Genomic DNA, 15,216 nt, shown 5'->3' on the forward strand with positions numbered 1-15,216 from the left:
TTTTATTTATAAAGGAGATCTGAAAAGTGAAGAAGTTTATTCAGGAATTTAAGGAATTCGCACTCAAAGGCAATGTTATGGACATGGCTGTCGGCGTCATCATCGGTGCCGCTTTCGGTAACATCGTTACCGCCCTCACCGACGATTTCATCAACCCTCTCATCGCTTCTATCGGCGGCGCTGAGATAGCGGGCAAGATCAAGCTCCCGTGGGTGGACTATGCAGGACTCGACTCCGAAGCCGTTACTGCGCTCTGCCTCAACTACGGCCACTTCATTACAACTATCATCAACTTCCTTATCATGGCGTTCTGCATTTTCCTCATGGTTAAGGCTGTTAACAAGATCATGAGCATCGGCAAGAAGAAAGAGGCTGAAAAGCCCGCTGAGCCGCCCAAGGAAGAGGTGCTTCTCACTGAGATAAGAGACCTCCTCAAGGAGCAGAACAAGAAGGCTAAGTAAGTTACATATTTCCGATAATAAGGCTGTTATCTCCGGATAGCAGCCTTTTTGCGCAGATCCGCTTTTTCGAGCTTTTTTCTGTTGACAAGTTAATTGTTCTACTGTATAATTAATGTGTGATTACTCAGGCAAATGATTGGGAAGTGTTTCGTCGGGCTGCGCCGAGGCGAATTGTGCGGAGCGGTCGGCAGGCATTGCTTCGCTCGCCTGCCTGCTTCTCAAGGGGGACGCTGTCCCGCTCGGCGGGGGTGAATCCCGCTTCGTGGGGGATATTTGTTTTATAGTATCGGTAAATGATTCGTCGGGCTGCGCCGAGGCGAAAATGTGCGGGGCGGTCGGCAGGCATTGCTTCGCTCGCCTGCCTGCTTCTCAGGGGGACGCTGTCCCCCTCGGATCACCCCCTGCCGGGGTGAGAGCCTCACCCCGAACCCCCGCGATCTCCGCTTCGCGGTTTTTTAGTGTTTATTTGCCACATTTTTTTAATTGCATACAAGGAGGTACATAATATGAAATGTTTATCCTGCGGATTCGAGCTCGATGATGACGCTGTCTATTGCAGTCAGTGCGGAAAAAAGATAGAGCTTCCCGCTGAAACGCTCACTGAGGACATAAAGTCCGCTGACAATGCTGTATCCGATGTTAAGGAGGAGGCTGTTGAGACTGTCTCTGCGCCTGTTGAAGCCGTGGAAATGGCTGCCGACAAGGCGGAGGATATAGTCTCGGAGGTGACGGATGCCGCTGACGAAAAGCCCCTCTCCGATACCGTTTTCGCCGATACGAACGACACAGTTGCTGCCATAGATGAGGCTCTCGAGGCGCTCAGCTCGCAGGCCGAGACTCTCCCCGAGGCTGCTGCCGAGGAAATAAGCGACACCGCCGATGCCCTCGCCGACGATATCAAGAACAAGGCAGAGGAGTCTGCCGATAAAATCGAGGAGAGTATAGAGGCGGAGATTGCTCCCGAGCCTGCCGCTCCCGAGATAAAGCCTCTGAAAAAACGCGAAAATCCGCCTGTTGAGGCTCCCGCTGATACTGCTGCTCCGCTCTGTGTTCAGAATCAAACAGACGGCACCGCTCCGCAGCAGCCATATTCTCAGCAGCTGTATGCTCCCTATAATGAGCAGTATGATGCTCCTGTACAGGAGGAGGCAGAGGCTCCCGCTAAGGTGGGCGCGCTCAGGATCTCCTTCGCGGGCTTTATCGCAATTGTGACCATTATCTTTCTCATCCTCGTGAGCTTGCTGTTTTGTTTGAGGATAGGCTGTTCGGGCAGGGTGCTCGAAAACCGAACAAAGCATATGAATATCAATACCGTCCTCGACGCTGACCTCGGCAAGCGCTCGCTCTCCGACGCAATTTACAACGAGGTCGGTTTCAGCGACGCCTCGCAGGGGGAGGTCAGCAAGGCTGATTTCAGAGCTTACCTCGCTAAGACCGATCTCCTCGAATATACGGGCGGTTTCGTCAGAGACTACGCCGATTACTTCATCGAGGGCGAGATAGGCGACCCCTCCGTGAATGCTAACGATATGGCCGATTTCTTCGTTCAGAACGACGACGTTGCTAAGGAATGCTTCGATCACGAGCTCAGGACAGCCGACTATAACAGGATACGAACAAGACTCGAGCTGAAAGACACTGCCGACAACTTCTCTATCGAAAAATGGAGCAGAAAAGTGCATTTCGACCTTGCGAACCTCAGCTTTGTTTTTTCGTACGTCACACTCGGCATCCTACTCGGTCTCGTTATCGTGCTCCTCGTTTGGATAGCCGTTATCGTTGACGGCAAGGGCAAGCATATCGTCGGTATGTACGGCAGCATCTTCTCGTGCAGCGGCGGTATCGTCTTCGTTGTCGGTCTTGCGGCTGCTGCGGGTACCTCTATCGCTCATATCGCTACGGGCTGGTTCATCTTCTACCTTTGCGCTTCGCTTCTCCTCCCGTTCGGTGCTTTGGCTCTCGGTATCGGCGCGGTCGAGCTCGTCATCGGTTTCGTCTTCAAACGCATCAGACGCGGCATCAAAAACTCCGATAAGAGAAACAAAGCCGTCGAAAAAGCCCTCCTGGGCGTGTGATGCATAATCGCTGCGGCAAGCGCTTTCATGGTGCGGATGCTCTTCGGGGCGCTTATCCGTGTGCTTCCCTTGGCGGTATCTCGGCTGAGAAAAATAAAACTCAAAATTTGTCCCCGCGCCTCTTGCTATTTTCATAATTATATGTTATAATAGTATTCATGTTAGCACTCCGCTTTATACGGAACGGATAAATTTTACCACCAGAGGATGGAATAATGATAGGTTTTTATAACTATACGGTCATTCTGACGTATCTCAGCCTCGTTTCCTCTATCATCGGCATCATGCTCGCGTGCGGACTATGCGGCGGAGAACCGCGTCCTACATACGCCATCATCTGCCTCATGATATCGGGACTCTGCGATATGTTCGACGGCAAGATAGCTCGTACCAAGAAAGACCGTACCGACGACGAAAAAAAATTCGGCATACAGATAGATTCGCTCTGCGACGCGATATGCTTCGGCGTACTGCCCGCGGTGATAGGTTATTCGGTCGGGCTGGACGGCTGGGCCGATGTGCCTGTACTCGCTCTTTTCCCGCTGTGTGCCGTCATCAGGCTCGCTTACTTCAACGTTACCGAGGAGTCACGCCAGAAAAAGACTGCGGATGTCCGCAAGGTGTACGAGGGGCTGCCCGTGACGAGCGTTTCGCTCATACTGCCGCTGCTCTACAGCTTCCATAAGGATATCGGCGACTGCTTCCCCGCTGTGTACGGAGGCGCGATGCTGCTCATTGCTATCGCTTTCATCACGCGCGTGAAGGTCAAGAAGCCGAGCATGAAAACAATGTTCGTTTTCATCGGTATTGGTGTGCTCGAATTCATCTGGCTGATGTACAAAACTAAGACTAAATGACCAAAAACGGGCGTTATCGCCCGTTTTTTTGTTTGCGCTTAGCGGGGGGATATTTATTGTATAGTAGCGGCAGATGTTTCGTCGGCTGCGCCGAGGCTTAGATGTACGGAGCGGTCGGCAGGCTTTGCTTCGCTCGCCTGCCTGCTTCTCAAGGGGGACGCCGTCCCCCTCGGGTCACCCCCTGCCGTGGTGAGAGCCTCACCCCGAACCCCCGCGATCTCCGCTTCGTGGTTTTTTGATATTTAGTATCGGTGGATGCTTTGTCGGCTGCGCCGAGGCTTAGATGTACGGAGCGGTCGGCAGGCATTGCTTCGCTCGCCTGCCTGCTTCTCAGGGGGACGCCGTCCCCCTCGGGTCACCCCCTGTCGGGGTGAGAGCCTCACCCCGAACCCCTGCGGATTCCGCTTCGCGGTTTAGTGTGTCGTTAAATCACCGAGATTTAAGTCACGCGATTAGTGAAAGTCCATAAAATTTATCACGTTAATTCTACGTATTGACGTATACAAATTGCACAAATATCATTGACTTGATTTTGGCATTGTGTTAGAATAGCATTAGAGCAGTGTGTGCAGACACTGTAATCAGAAGATTTTTCCACACACCATATTCTTATAAGGAGGTAGATCTACGATGAAGTTATTCATCAAAAAGGCAGTTAGTACTGCCGCGGCGGCTGCCTGTCTGCTGACAAGCTTCCGCTTCCCTTTCATCATGGAAGTGACAGATGCTGACGCTGCAAGCGGTATGAGCGCGTTCGATATCACCCGCGAGATGAAAATAGGCTGGAATCTCGGCAATACGCTCGACGCGACAGGCGGCAACGGTTACTCGGGCGTCAATACCGAGATGAGCTGGGGTCAGCCCAAGACCACTCAGGCTATGATAGATACGGTCAAGAAAAAGGGCTTCAACACGGTGAGAATCCCTACTACATGGTACCCTCACCTCGACGGCAGCAACAACGTCGACAGCGCTTGGATGGCACGTGTCAAGGAGATCGTTGACTACTGTATCAAGGACGATATGTACGTTATCCTCAACGTTCACCACGAGAATTGGGTCAACGCCGCTCAGTTCAATGACAATTCCTACCGCAACGCCGAGGCAAAGCTCACCGCTATCTGGAAGCAGGTCTCCGAGACATTCAAGGACTATGACCAGCACCTCGTTTTCGAGGGCATGAATGAGCCCCGCCAGACCGGCAACCCCTCTGTCAGCGAGTGGGGCAACGGCAGCGGTGACGGCGGCTATACCTGGAACTATATCAACAAGCTCAATGCCAAGTTCGTCGAGACCGTACGCGGTCAGGGCTCGGCTGCAAACAAGGAGCGTCTGCTGATGCTCCCCGGCTACTGCGCTTCGTCCGATATGGACGCTATCAGAGCTGTGACATTCCCGTCGGGCTGCGGAAATGTCGCTTATTCGGTACACGCCTATCTGCCTTACTACTTCACGATGGCAGATGACGACAAGGCAAATCACAACTATCCCGGCAAGAGCGGCTGGGGCGAGGACTATACCGATTCGATAAACACCTTCTTCGGCAACCTCAAGCAGCTTGAGGATCAGAAGAATATCCCCGTCGTGATCGGCGAATTCAGCGCCTCGAACTTCAATAACCTCTCCGCCCGTCAGGCGTGGGCTAAGGATTATATCACTCAGGCTAAAAAGGCGGGTATACCCTGCGTGCTCTGGGACAATAACGTCGAGGGCGGCAACGGCGGCGAGTCGCACGGCTACCTCAACAGAAGCTCCAACTCGTGGTATTCGGCTTCCGAGCCCGTTATCAACACGATGATGTCTGTAATCAATGATAACTCTATCCTCTGGGCAGGCAAGCAGGCTCCCACAACTCAGGCTCCTGTGACTACTACTCAGCCGCAGCAGACTACTCCCGCAAACCCGACGGTACAGCCCGACAGCAACGGTGACTACTTCACCTGCTCGTTCGAGTCAGGCTCGGACGGCTGGGAGACAAGAGGCGGCGCGACTTTATCTACCGATTCATCCAACTACTACGCGGGCAGCAAGTCGCTCCTCGTAGCGGACAGAAGCAAGGAGTGGAACGGTGCGGCTATCGCTCTCGACCCGAACGCTTTCGTGCCCGGATATACCTACAGCTTCTCCGTGGGCGTGCTACAGAAGTCGGGAAGCAGCGCTTCTATGCAGCTCTCGCTCCAGCAGAGCGACGGCTCGGATACGACCTACAACAAGATAGCTGACTGCACTGCCGAGAGCGGCGTGTGGACTAAGCTCGAGAATACCGAGTACACTATCCCGCAGGGCGGCAGCGACCTCGTCCTCTATATCGAGACTACCGAGGGCTCGGGCGACCTCTGTGACTTCTATATCGACGCAGTTCAGGTGTCAAAGAGCGGCAAGGCTTCTCCCGTCGTTACGGGACAGGGTACCGTTGCGGCTGCTTCGACTGCTCCGAGCAGCAGCGCAGGAAAGAACGACCAGATAAAGATAATGCCTATCGGCGACTCTATTACTTTCGGTTATGGTCACACGGGCGGCTACAGAAAGTACCTCGACTATTACCTCAAGCAGAAGGGCTTCACTAAGGTGGATATGGTAGGTCCCGAGGGAAGCAACAGCGCTTCGTTCAACTTCAACGGTCAGAACGTTCAGTACGACGACAATCACGCAGGCTACAGCGGATATACTATCGTGCAGAAATATCCTATCCCCAGCTGGGGCGAAAACGGTCTGCTCGAAAAACTCAAGGCAAAGAACGCTATCAAGAGCGCTCAGCCCGATATCGTGCTCCTTATGATAGGTACCAACGATATGACGGCTAACCGCAGCCTGAGCGAGTGCGAGACTGACCTGCACTCTCTCCTCGACTATATCCTCGCGGATATGCCCGCCGACGGTATGGTCTTCCTCGCTTCTATACCCGAATTTACCGCTTACGGCGGCAACGCGCAGAGAGTTGCCAACTACAACAATACCGTTAAGAAAGTCGCTTCCGATTACCAGAGCGCAGGCAAGAACGTGCAGTTCGCGGACGTTCACGGCTGTCTCGACGGAATGAACGATATGGACAGCGACAAGCTCCACCCCACGGATAAGGGCTATGAGAAGATAGGTAAGTTCTGGGCAGGTATCGTGGAGGATTACACAGCGGCTTCGGCTCCGCCCGAGACTACGACCACCACGGTCACTACGACGGAAACTACTACGACTACGACCACTACAACGTACTACGTTTCGCCTCCCGTGACTACTACGGAGGAGGAGACTTCCACTACGGCAGCAACTCAGAGCTCCGACGCAAAGGCGGGCGACGCTAACCTCGACGGCAATGTCACCATTGCTGACGCGGTCGCTATCCTACAGTCTATTGCAAACAGAGACAAGTACGAGCTGAAGCCGCAGGGTAAGATAAACGCTGATGTTGACGGTCAGCAGGGCGTGACGGCTAACGATGCCCTGACCATTCAGAAGGTCGACGCGGGTGTGCTTGATGTGGGCTCACTCAGAATAGCGTAAATTTTTAAAGGCTTCGGAGTTTTCCGAAGCCTTTTTTGTGTAGCCGTTGGTTTATATTGTGCTTTGCGGTGAAAATAAAAAAGCCGTACCCACGGCGCCGAATAAACAAGAAGCAAAGAGCCGCTCTCAACAGACCTTTGCGTCTTGCTTATCGGTTTACCGCCGTTCGGTACAGCTACAGGAAAAAGAAACAAAATATAGAAGGGGAATTGGGGGATCACTTGATCCACTTATAATATACTTAATGAACCTTAAAATAACCTTAAATTTTTTCAGCCTGTGAACTTCGCTTTGACTATGCTGTAGCCGTAGGGCGGGACTGTCAGCGTTCCGTCGGCGTATTCGCCGTAAAACGACTCCATATTCGTGAATAAGGTGAAAAATTCGTTTATTTTGTTCAGCCTTATCGTATCGCCTGTTCTGTTGATGAAAAAGATGTAGTCCATGGGGCTGCCCTGACGGGTGAACACCATGAGGCGCTCGTCGGGGAGCCTGCCGTCTTTGAGGGCGAAGTAGGTTCTGCCCGCCCTGAGGTTGGGTATCGACTTCCTTACGCGTCCGAGCTCCTTGACGTATTCGATGAGCTCGCCGTCTTCGTTCCCCCACGGGTAGCAGCGGCGGTTGAACGGGTCTTTGTAGCCTTGCAGACCTGCCTCGTCGCCGTAGTATATGCACGGGACTCCCGGGAGAAAGTACATCAGCGCAAACGCCGATTTCAGCATATTTTTGCCGTTTCGGTACTGCTCGTCCGTCAGCATACGCTCTGCCATCCAGTCCTTGCTCTTGTCGTCGCAGTATTCGCCGCCCAGTCGGTTTATGGCGCGCTCTATATCATGCGTGGAGATGAAGTTCATCAGTACGTCTATCGTCGGCTTGGGGTAGTGCTCGAGTATCGTCATCACCGAGTAGATGAACTCGCGCGGGTCGCCGCCCTTTGTGTAGTTGATGATAGCCTCGCGGAAGGGGTAGTTCATCACCGAGTCGAGCTGGTCGCCGAGAAGATAGCGGCGCTTGGCTCCGTAGCTCTCCTTGTTGGAGGCGTCTTCCCACACTTCGCCGATGATGAGCTTCTCCCTGCCGAATTTTTTCACGGACTTGCGGAGGGTGTTCAGGAACTGGTCGGGGAGCTCGTCGGCTACGTCGAGACGCACGCCTGCCGCGCCCTTGCTGAGCCAGTAGTGGAGTATGCCCTCATCACCGCATATGAAGCGGGTGTAGTCCTCGTTGTTCTCGTTGACGTTCGGGAGCGTGTCTATGCCCCACCACGACTCGTACTGCTCGGGGTAGTCGATGAAGCTGTACCAGTTGTAGTATTTGCTGTCGCGGGACTGGTATGCTCCCGGCTCGGGGTATCTGCCGTACTTGTTGAAGTAGATGCTGTCTGCGCCTGTATGCGAGAACACGCCGTCGAGTATCACCGAGATACCGAGTTTTTTCGCTTCGCGGCAGAGCTCCGCGAACTCTTCGTTCGTGCCGAGGAGAGGGTCTGCTTTGGTGTAGTCCGCCGTATTGTAGCGGTGGTTCTCGTGTGCCTCGAATATGGGGTTGAGGTAGATGCAGGTCACGCCGAGCTCCTTCAGATAGGGGAGCTTCGACTGTATGCCCGCAAAATCACCGCCGAAATAGTCGTTGTTCCACACGTGACCGTGCTCGTCGGGACGATACCACGGAGTGCCGTCCCAGTCATCGCGGAGCACGCGCCCCTCGGGGATGTTCTTCTTGGGCTTGCCGCTCTTGCAGAAGCGGTCGGGGAATATCTGGTACATTATGCCGCCTTTGAGGAAGTCGGGCGTCCTGTATTCCTTGGCGTAGACGGTGAGCTGGAAGAGCTCGCCTTCCTGCTCGGCGCCCTCGTGGCAGTTGACGCGCTTGATGTAGTGTCTGATTCCGCCGCACGTATACGAGAAGTAATAGTAGTGGACATCGCTGTAGCGAGCCTCATACTCGCAGGAGTAGACAGTGAGGTCGCCGTCGGTGCCCGTGGGGCTCATGTGTATGAAGCGCTCCTTGAAGCCTGTTCTGAAAAGCACCAGCACAGGCGGAAAATCGGGGTGTATATCCTTGTGGAGCCTGATAGAGAAGCGGCAGGTCTCGAACTGCCTTATCGCGCCGAATATCGACTTGCAGCCGAGGTCCCATGTGTCGTATACAGGTTTCACGGGGTCTCCTCCTTTTGTAAGCAATTAGCCGTTAGCCGTTAGCCATTAGCTCGTGGTGTCCGCTGACGCGGACGGTATTTGAATATATCGCCGTCAGGCGATACCATAAGCTAAAGGCTAAGGGCTAAAGGCTAAAGGCTAAAAAATTATACAAATTGTTGAGTGGGAAATAGGGGACACCGAAGGGCGTCCCCTGAATCCTGCTATTATCTGAGATGCCAGATGTTGTCTGCGTACTCGGTAACTGCGCGGTCTGCGGAGAATATGCCTGCGCCCGCGATGTTGTTGAGCGACATCTTTGCCCATTTCATCTTGTCGTTGTAGCATTCGGTGATGTATGCCTGTGCTTTTCTGTAGCTGTCGAAGTCGGCAAGCACCATATACGGGTCGCGGAGGCGGAGAGAATCCGCGACGTCAACGAATGTGCAGCCGTTGATGCCGTGGTACATACGCTCGATAGCCTCGTTTATCCTGCCGTCGTTCTTGAAGTAGCTCTGAGGGTCGTAGCCGCGTGCCTTCAGCTCGTTGACCTCGGGGGTCGTCATGCCGAAGATGACGATGTTATCGTCGCCTGCTGCCTCTTTTATCTCGATGTTCGCGCCGTCGAGAGTTCCGAGGGTGATAGCGCCGTTGAGCATGAGCTTCATGTTGCCCGTGCCCGATGCTTCTGTACCCGCGAGGGATATCTGCTCGGAGATATCAGCGGCAGGCATGAGGTGCTCGGAGAGCGTTACACAGTAGTTTTCGAGGAATATGACCTGTAACTTCTCGGAGATGCGCGGATTTTTCCTTATCTCCTCCGAGATAGCCCATATCAGCTTGATTATCTGCTTTGCGAGGTAGTAGCCAGGAGCTGCCTTTGCCGCGAAGATATAGGTCTTGGGGGTGAAGGGGGCGTCGGGGTTGCTGAGCAGATATGCGTAGTCTGCAAGGATGTTCATTACGTTGAGGTGCTGTCTCTTGTACTCGTGGAGACGCTTTACCTGTACGTCGAAGATGCTGTCGGTATTGAGGATGATGTTGTCCTTCTTGACATACTTGGCAAACTCTTCCTTTGCCTGCTTCTTTACGCCGAGGAGCTTTGTCAGGACTTCCTCATCGTTCTCAAACTTGCGGAATTTCTCAAGCTCTGCGCCGTCCTTGATGAACTTGGAGCCGATAGTGTCCTTGAGAAGCTTTGTCAGAGCGGGATTGGACTGGTACAGCCAGCGTCTGTAGGCGATACCGTTCGTTACGTTCTTGAACTTCTCGGGGGTGTTCTCGTACTCGTCGTGGAATACGGACTGCTTGATTATCTCGGAGTGGAGCTTGGATACGCCGTTTACGCTGTGCGAAGCCGCAACGCAGAGTGTTGCCATGTGTATCATGTTGTCCTTGATTATGGACATACGCGTGGTCTTTGCGCTGTCGCCGCCGTTGCGCTCCATGAGAGACTGGCAGTAGCGGTTGTTTATCTCGACTATGATAGAGAATATTCTCGGGATGATGTGCTTTACGAGGTTTACGTCCCACTTTTCGAGAGCTTCCGCCATAACGGTGTGGTTGGTGTAGGCGAAGGTCTTGGTGACGATGTCCCACGCCTTGTCCCAGCCGTAGCCGCAGTCGTCGAGGAGGACTCTCATCAGCTCGGGGATAGCGAGGGTGGGGTGGGTGTCGTTGATGTGGATAGCGACCTTGTCAGCGAGGTTTTCGAGCGTGCCGTATACCATCATGTGGTTGTTTACGATATCGCCGATAGAAGCCGCGCAGAGGAAATACTGCTGTCTCAGGCGGAGACTCTTGCCCTCGAGGTGATTGTCATTGGGGTAGAGTATCTTGGAGATAGCGTTGGCAACGGAGTTCTGGGCAAGTGCGCTCGCGTAGTCGCCCTTGTTGAACATCTTCATGTCGAAGCTCGGTGCCTTTGCCGACCACAGACGGAGCACGGATACGCCCTCTCCGCCGTAGCCCGATACGTACATATCATAGGGGGTGGCAACGACTGTATTGTAGTTTACGTGCGAGATATAGTGGTACTGGTTGTCCCAGTATTCCTGAAGGTCGCCCTCGAAGTGGATATCTATCGAGAGCTCGGGCTTGGGTACCAGCCATACGCTTCCGCCCGGGAGCCAGTTGTCGGGGAGCTCGGTCTGCCAGCCGTCCTCCAGCTTCTGCTGGAAGATGCCGTACTCGTAGCAGATAGAGTAGCCCATTGCGGGGAAGCCTGTGGTGGCGAGTCCGTCGAGGTAGCAGGCGGCAAGTCTGCCGAGACCGCCGTTTCCGAGACCTGCATCGGGCTCGTATTCGTATACCATATCGAGGTTGATGGTGTGCTCCTTGAGGAGAGCGCGTACCTCGTCCGCTATTTCAAGGTTGTATAGACTTGTTTTGAGGGAACGTCCCATGAGGAATTCCATTGAGAGATAGTATACCTGCTTTCCGCCGACAGAGTGAGTGTGGTTGATGAAGCTCTGTCTCTTGGCGCCGAGTATCTCGACGATGATAGAGGAAAGTACCTGATAGACCTGCTTATCCGAAGCCTCCTCGGGAGTTACGCTGTAGAGCGACTGGAGCTTCTGGGGGAACTCCTGCTTTATCTGTTCGATGAGAGGGTTGGTTTTCTTTGCCATATAAAATCTCCGTTCTGTCGTAAGTTGCGACGTTATTACCACTTGTATAAACTTCATCCTTTGTTTTTGCCGATAATTTGCGGACAGCGGCTGCTGCAATTACAAGTAGTATATATGATATTGTACCACTTTTTCGCGTTTTTTTCAATTGTATAATTCAACAAATATTTATCAACGCAATTTACATATTACTGAAAAACCATTGCAAAAATCGTCGCTCTGCAAAAATAATTCCGATTTCTATTGTGCAATTTGTAAAATATGAATTTTAATATCGGGGCTGGGGTTGCGCATTTTGCATACATAAAAACTGACTATATGTCACGGCGATATATTTAAAATATAAAACTTGTAAAAAATCTAAAAAACATTTGAAATCCCGTGAATTATATGATATAATATATGTGTTTACATTTTTCGCACAAAAAATGTGTGTAGAGACAAAACGATAATACAAAGAGAGGATATGATACCCAATGGAAAAGAAAAAAGGTCTGTTCATTCTAAAGCTGTTTATCATCATCTTATGCATTTCGTCTGTCATCGTTTCGCTGGCAGTGAATATCCTGTTTACCAGAAATAAAACTCCCAACCTCTTCGGCAGATATATCTACGTTGTCGGTGAGGATAACCCCATGCCAGGCGATGTTTCATCAGGCTCGGCTCTGCTCGCAAAGGACGCTAAGGGCGTCAGTGTCGCGGTCGGCGATATCGTGCTCTGCTACCCCGCCGATAACCCCGACAAGCTTTGCCTCAGAAGTATCAACTACATCGTTGAGGCTGAGGAGGGCTCGGAGGAGAGATACTATACAAAGGATTCTATCCACGAGGATACGGTCGATTCAATTGCAAAGGACAAGGTAGTCGCTATCTGCACGGGCTACCCCGAGAGCCCCGAGCTCGGCGCTTTTATCAGATTCGCTCAGAGCATCAAGGGCATACTCATAATGCTCGTTGCCGCGGGTGCTGTACTTGTCGTATTCATCATCGCCGCTATCGCCAAGACTATCAACGGCAAGGACGACTTCGACGAGGAGTTCGACTTCTACGAGTATCAGGACGAAAATGAGAGCCCGAGAAAGAAGTTCGCCAACAATAACGCTGAGCCCGCTTACAGTGCCGCTCATGAGAACTTCGCCGCTTCGGAGCTCGAGCGCAAGAAGATGTCCATTGCGGAAAACTTCAGCCAGAAAGAGGTCAATCACGACTCTCCCTACCAGAAGGAAAAAGAACGCACTATGCAGTTCAAGGCTCAGAAGGGCAGCCTGACCAATACAATGTCGTTCCCGACAGCGGGCGGCTCGGCAGAGTCTTCGTTCGCCGCAAGGAATATCGGGGCACAGTCTTCTACAGCTCCTACTGCCGATGCGCTCCGCGAGGAGATGCTCAGAAAAACCGCCGAGGCAGAGCGTTCGGGTCAGTTCACCGTTCCTGCCGAAAGCAACGTTCCCGATAATACAGGCGTTCTTTCAACGTCTGCTGTGGAGCAGATGACCAAGAACGATGCTCCCGCTTATGCCGCTCCCGCTCGTCCCGCGGCTGCTCCGAAAAAGAGCAGTACGCCCGATATCTCCGATATCATCAGCAAGACCGAGTCCAGAACCAGGACGAAGGACCCGTCGGATATGTCGGTCGACGACCTTCTCAAGATGATAGAGAGCGAGAAGAACAAGCTGTAACAGATAAAGCCGCAAGGAAAAAGCTTCCTTGCGGTTTTTTTTATCGGGTGGGGAACGGCAAATTGTGAACAAATTGTAAACTTTAAGAATCTTAATGAATTCTTTATGTTTGCGTTTTATCATTGGAGTCAGAAGGGAAAACATGATTTCCGAATCAACAAAAGGAGGAACTGCTATGTCAGATATCGTTATCGAGGCAAAGGAACTGACCAAACAATATAAGAAGCAAAAAGCCGTCGACGGGGCTTCCTTCCGCATTAAAAAAGGTATGATATGCGGTCTGGTGGGACCAAACGGGGCGGGCAAGACCACTATCATGAAAATGCTCGGCGGGCTCGTGCTGCCTACGGACGGAAGCTTTACCATCTTCGGCGGGAGCTCCGAAAAAGAGCTCGCTCACGCCCGCTCGCGCATGAGCTTCATGATAGAAACGCCATACGCCAAGGAGGAGATGTCCGCGCGCGAGAACCTCGAGAAGCTCCGCCTGCAAAAGGGTATCCCCGACCCAAAACGAGTGGATGAGGTGCTCGAGATGGTCGGGCTCGCGGACGCGGGGCGCAAGCACGTCGGCAAGTTCTCGCTCGGAATGAGGCAGCGCCTCGGCATTGCGGGGGCTCTGCTCTCCAAGCCCGAGATAATGGTGCTCGACGAGCCTGTAAACGGTCTCGACCCCGAGGGCATAATCGAGATACGCAATATGCTCAAAAAATTCAACGAGGAGCTCGACGTCACTATCCTCATTTCCTCGCATATCCTCGCCGAGCTCTCGCAGCTCTGCACAGACTATATGTTCATACGCCGCGGCAAGCTCTTGCAGACGCTGTCTGCGGAGGAGCTGCATAAGATGTGCGGCGAATACTACCATATCCACACCGACAACGATCCGCTCGCCCTTGTCACCTTGCAGAACAAGCTCGGCGTACAGAACTGCGATGTCCTCAAAGACGGTACGCTCCGTCTGTTCGAGCGGCTCGACGAGCTCCCGCTGATATCAAAGACGCTCTACGAGAACGGGCTCACGCCTGTGGAGCTCCACGTACATGAGGCTGACCTCGAATCATACTATATGAAATTGGTAGGTGATGACAATGCTGAACATAATAAAGGAAATGCTGAGGCAGACAAGGCGTGACAAGCTGCTGTGGTTCGGTGCGGTGTACATTTTTATCATGTTTGCCACTGTGTTCACCGATAACGGTCTGACATCCGATACGGGCAGCAGCTTTTTCGGCTTCGCTATGCAGTCGGTGTCAATTATTACGCCTATTATCCTCGGGACGATGGCGGCAAGGATATGCGGAGCCGACCTCCGCGACAAGACCGCAAACTATGAGCTCCTCTTCGGCAAGAAGCGCTGGGAGGTCTACTTCGGCAGGTTCATTGCCTCTCTTATCGCGTGCTTCACTGTGATGACCGTGATATTCGCCGTGATAATCGCGCTCCCGACCGCTCTCAACGGCTGGGGCGAGAGCCTGAGCGCCCGCAATGCCGCCGCGCATCTGGCGCTGGTGTACCCGATAATGTTCAGGATATTGTGCTTCTTTACGGCGTTCACCTTCCTGTGCAGGAACGATATCATCGCTTTCGTTGTCGCTGTTGTCGGCACGGGGCTGATGTTCGTGTTCGTCTTTGCGATGCTGAATCTGGCTGATATCGAGCTGACGTGGCACCTCGCGCTCAGCGACATGGTGCATATTATTGACTTCTCGAACACAACACAGGGCTTCGCTGACGGCAGGGACATCACCGTATACAAGGCTCCGATAGAGACTGCGGCGGCTGTGCGCTCGCTGCTTGCGTCGTTCGGGATAGGCTCGTTCTGGCTCTTCGGCGGCTATATGCTGTTCCGCAAGCGAGATATTTCATAAGGAGGGACTG

The 15,216-nt window shown here is 52.9% G+C and carries 9 protein-coding genes; 7 read left to right on the plus strand and 2 right to left on the minus strand.

Annotation, left to right across the window (positions count from 1 at the left end):
- Positions 1-26 precede the first annotated feature (26 nt).
- From mscL to BMX22_RS03205, 4 genes are all read left to right on the plus strand, one after another.
- Positions 27-461 (plus strand): large-conductance mechanosensitive channel protein MscL, encoded by a 435-nt coding sequence (gene mscL / locus BMX22_RS03190; RefSeq protein WP_074740596.1) that lies wholly within the window; start codon positions 27-29, stop codon positions 459-461.
- Between the two features lie 506 nt (positions 462-967).
- The gene (locus tag BMX22_RS03195) at positions 968-2,536 is read left to right on the plus strand and encodes a zinc-ribbon domain-containing protein (RefSeq protein ID WP_074740598.1); all 1,569 of its coding nucleotides are present in this window, start codon (positions 968-970) and stop codon (positions 2,534-2,536) included.
- A 215-nt stretch (positions 2,537-2,751) separates the two neighbouring features.
- Positions 2,752-3,393 (plus strand): CDP-alcohol phosphatidyltransferase family protein, encoded by a 642-nt coding sequence (locus BMX22_RS03200; RefSeq protein WP_074740600.1) that lies wholly within the window; start codon positions 2,752-2,754, stop codon positions 3,391-3,393.
- A 630-nt stretch (positions 3,394-4,023) separates the two neighbouring features.
- A complete protein-coding gene (locus tag BMX22_RS03205) occupies positions 4,024-6,891 on the plus strand; it encodes a cellulase family glycosylhydrolase (RefSeq protein WP_074740602.1) in 2,868 nt (955 codons plus the stop codon).
- A 272-nt stretch (positions 6,892-7,163) separates the two neighbouring features.
- Here BMX22_RS03205 and BMX22_RS03210 read toward each other — a convergent pair whose 3' ends face one another.
- Both BMX22_RS03210 and BMX22_RS03215 read right to left on the minus strand, forming a co-directional pair.
- On the minus strand, positions 7,164-9,050 hold the full coding sequence (locus BMX22_RS03210; protein ID WP_074740604.1) for a glycoside hydrolase family 13 protein: 1,887 nt from the start codon (positions 9,048-9,050) through the stop codon (positions 7,164-7,166).
- A 206-nt stretch (positions 9,051-9,256) separates the two neighbouring features.
- The gene (locus tag BMX22_RS03215; RefSeq protein WP_074740606.1) at positions 9,257-11,659 is read right to left on the minus strand and encodes a glycogen/starch/alpha-glucan phosphorylase; all 2,403 of its coding nucleotides are present in this window, start codon (positions 11,657-11,659) and stop codon (positions 9,257-9,259) included.
- Positions 11,660-12,135: 476 nt separating this feature from the next.
- On the opposite strand from BMX22_RS03215, the gene BMX22_RS03220 reads away from it, so the two are divergent.
- The 3 genes from BMX22_RS03220 to BMX22_RS03230 all read left to right on the plus strand — a co-directional run bounded on the left by BMX22_RS03220 (position 12,136) and on the right by BMX22_RS03230 (position 15,206).
- Entirely contained in the window at positions 12,136-13,338 is a 1,203-nt protein-coding gene (locus tag BMX22_RS03220) for a hypothetical protein (RefSeq protein ID WP_074740608.1), read from the plus strand.
- A 175-nt stretch (positions 13,339-13,513) separates the two neighbouring features.
- Positions 13,514-14,470, plus strand: coding sequence for an ABC transporter ATP-binding protein (locus tag BMX22_RS03225; RefSeq protein ID WP_074740610.1), 957 nt, complete (start codon positions 13,514-13,516; stop codon positions 14,468-14,470).
- Positions 14,427-15,206, plus strand: coding sequence for an ABC transporter permease (locus tag BMX22_RS03230; RefSeq protein ID WP_074740612.1), 780 nt, complete (start codon positions 14,427-14,429; stop codon positions 15,204-15,206). Before BMX22_RS03225 ends, BMX22_RS03230 begins: the two co-directional genes overlap by 44 nt.
- Positions 15,207-15,216: the final 10 nt, after the last annotated feature.

The sequence above is a fragment of the Ruminococcus sp. YRD2003 genome, assembly GCA_900109435.1.
Lineage (GTDB): Bacteria > Bacillota > Clostridia > Oscillospirales > Ruminococcaceae > Ruminococcus > Ruminococcus flavefaciens_G.

Coding starts and splice junctions, on each gene's coding strand:
- BMX22_RS03195 (WP_074740598.1), top strand. CDS start 968: ATGAAATGTTTATCCTGCGGATTCGAGCTCGATGATGACGCTGTCTAT.
- BMX22_RS03200 (WP_074740600.1), top strand. CDS start 2,752: ATGATAGGTTTTTATAACTATACGGTCATTCTGACGTATCTCAGCCTC.
- BMX22_RS03205 (WP_074740602.1), top strand. CDS start 4,024: ATGAAGTTATTCATCAAAAAGGCAGTTAGTACTGCCGCGGCGGCTGCC.
- BMX22_RS03215 (WP_074740606.1), bottom strand. CDS start 11,659: ATGGCAAAGAAAACCAACCCTCTCATCGAACAGATAAAGCAGGAGTTC.
- BMX22_RS03220 (WP_074740608.1), top strand. CDS start 12,136: ATGGAAAAGAAAAAAGGTCTGTTCATTCTAAAGCTGTTTATCATCATC.
- BMX22_RS03225 (WP_074740610.1), top strand. CDS start 13,514: ATGTCAGATATCGTTATCGAGGCAAAGGAACTGACCAAACAATATAAG.
- BMX22_RS03230 (WP_074740612.1), top strand. CDS start 14,427: ATGCTGAACATAATAAAGGAAATGCTGAGGCAGACAAGGCGTGACAAG.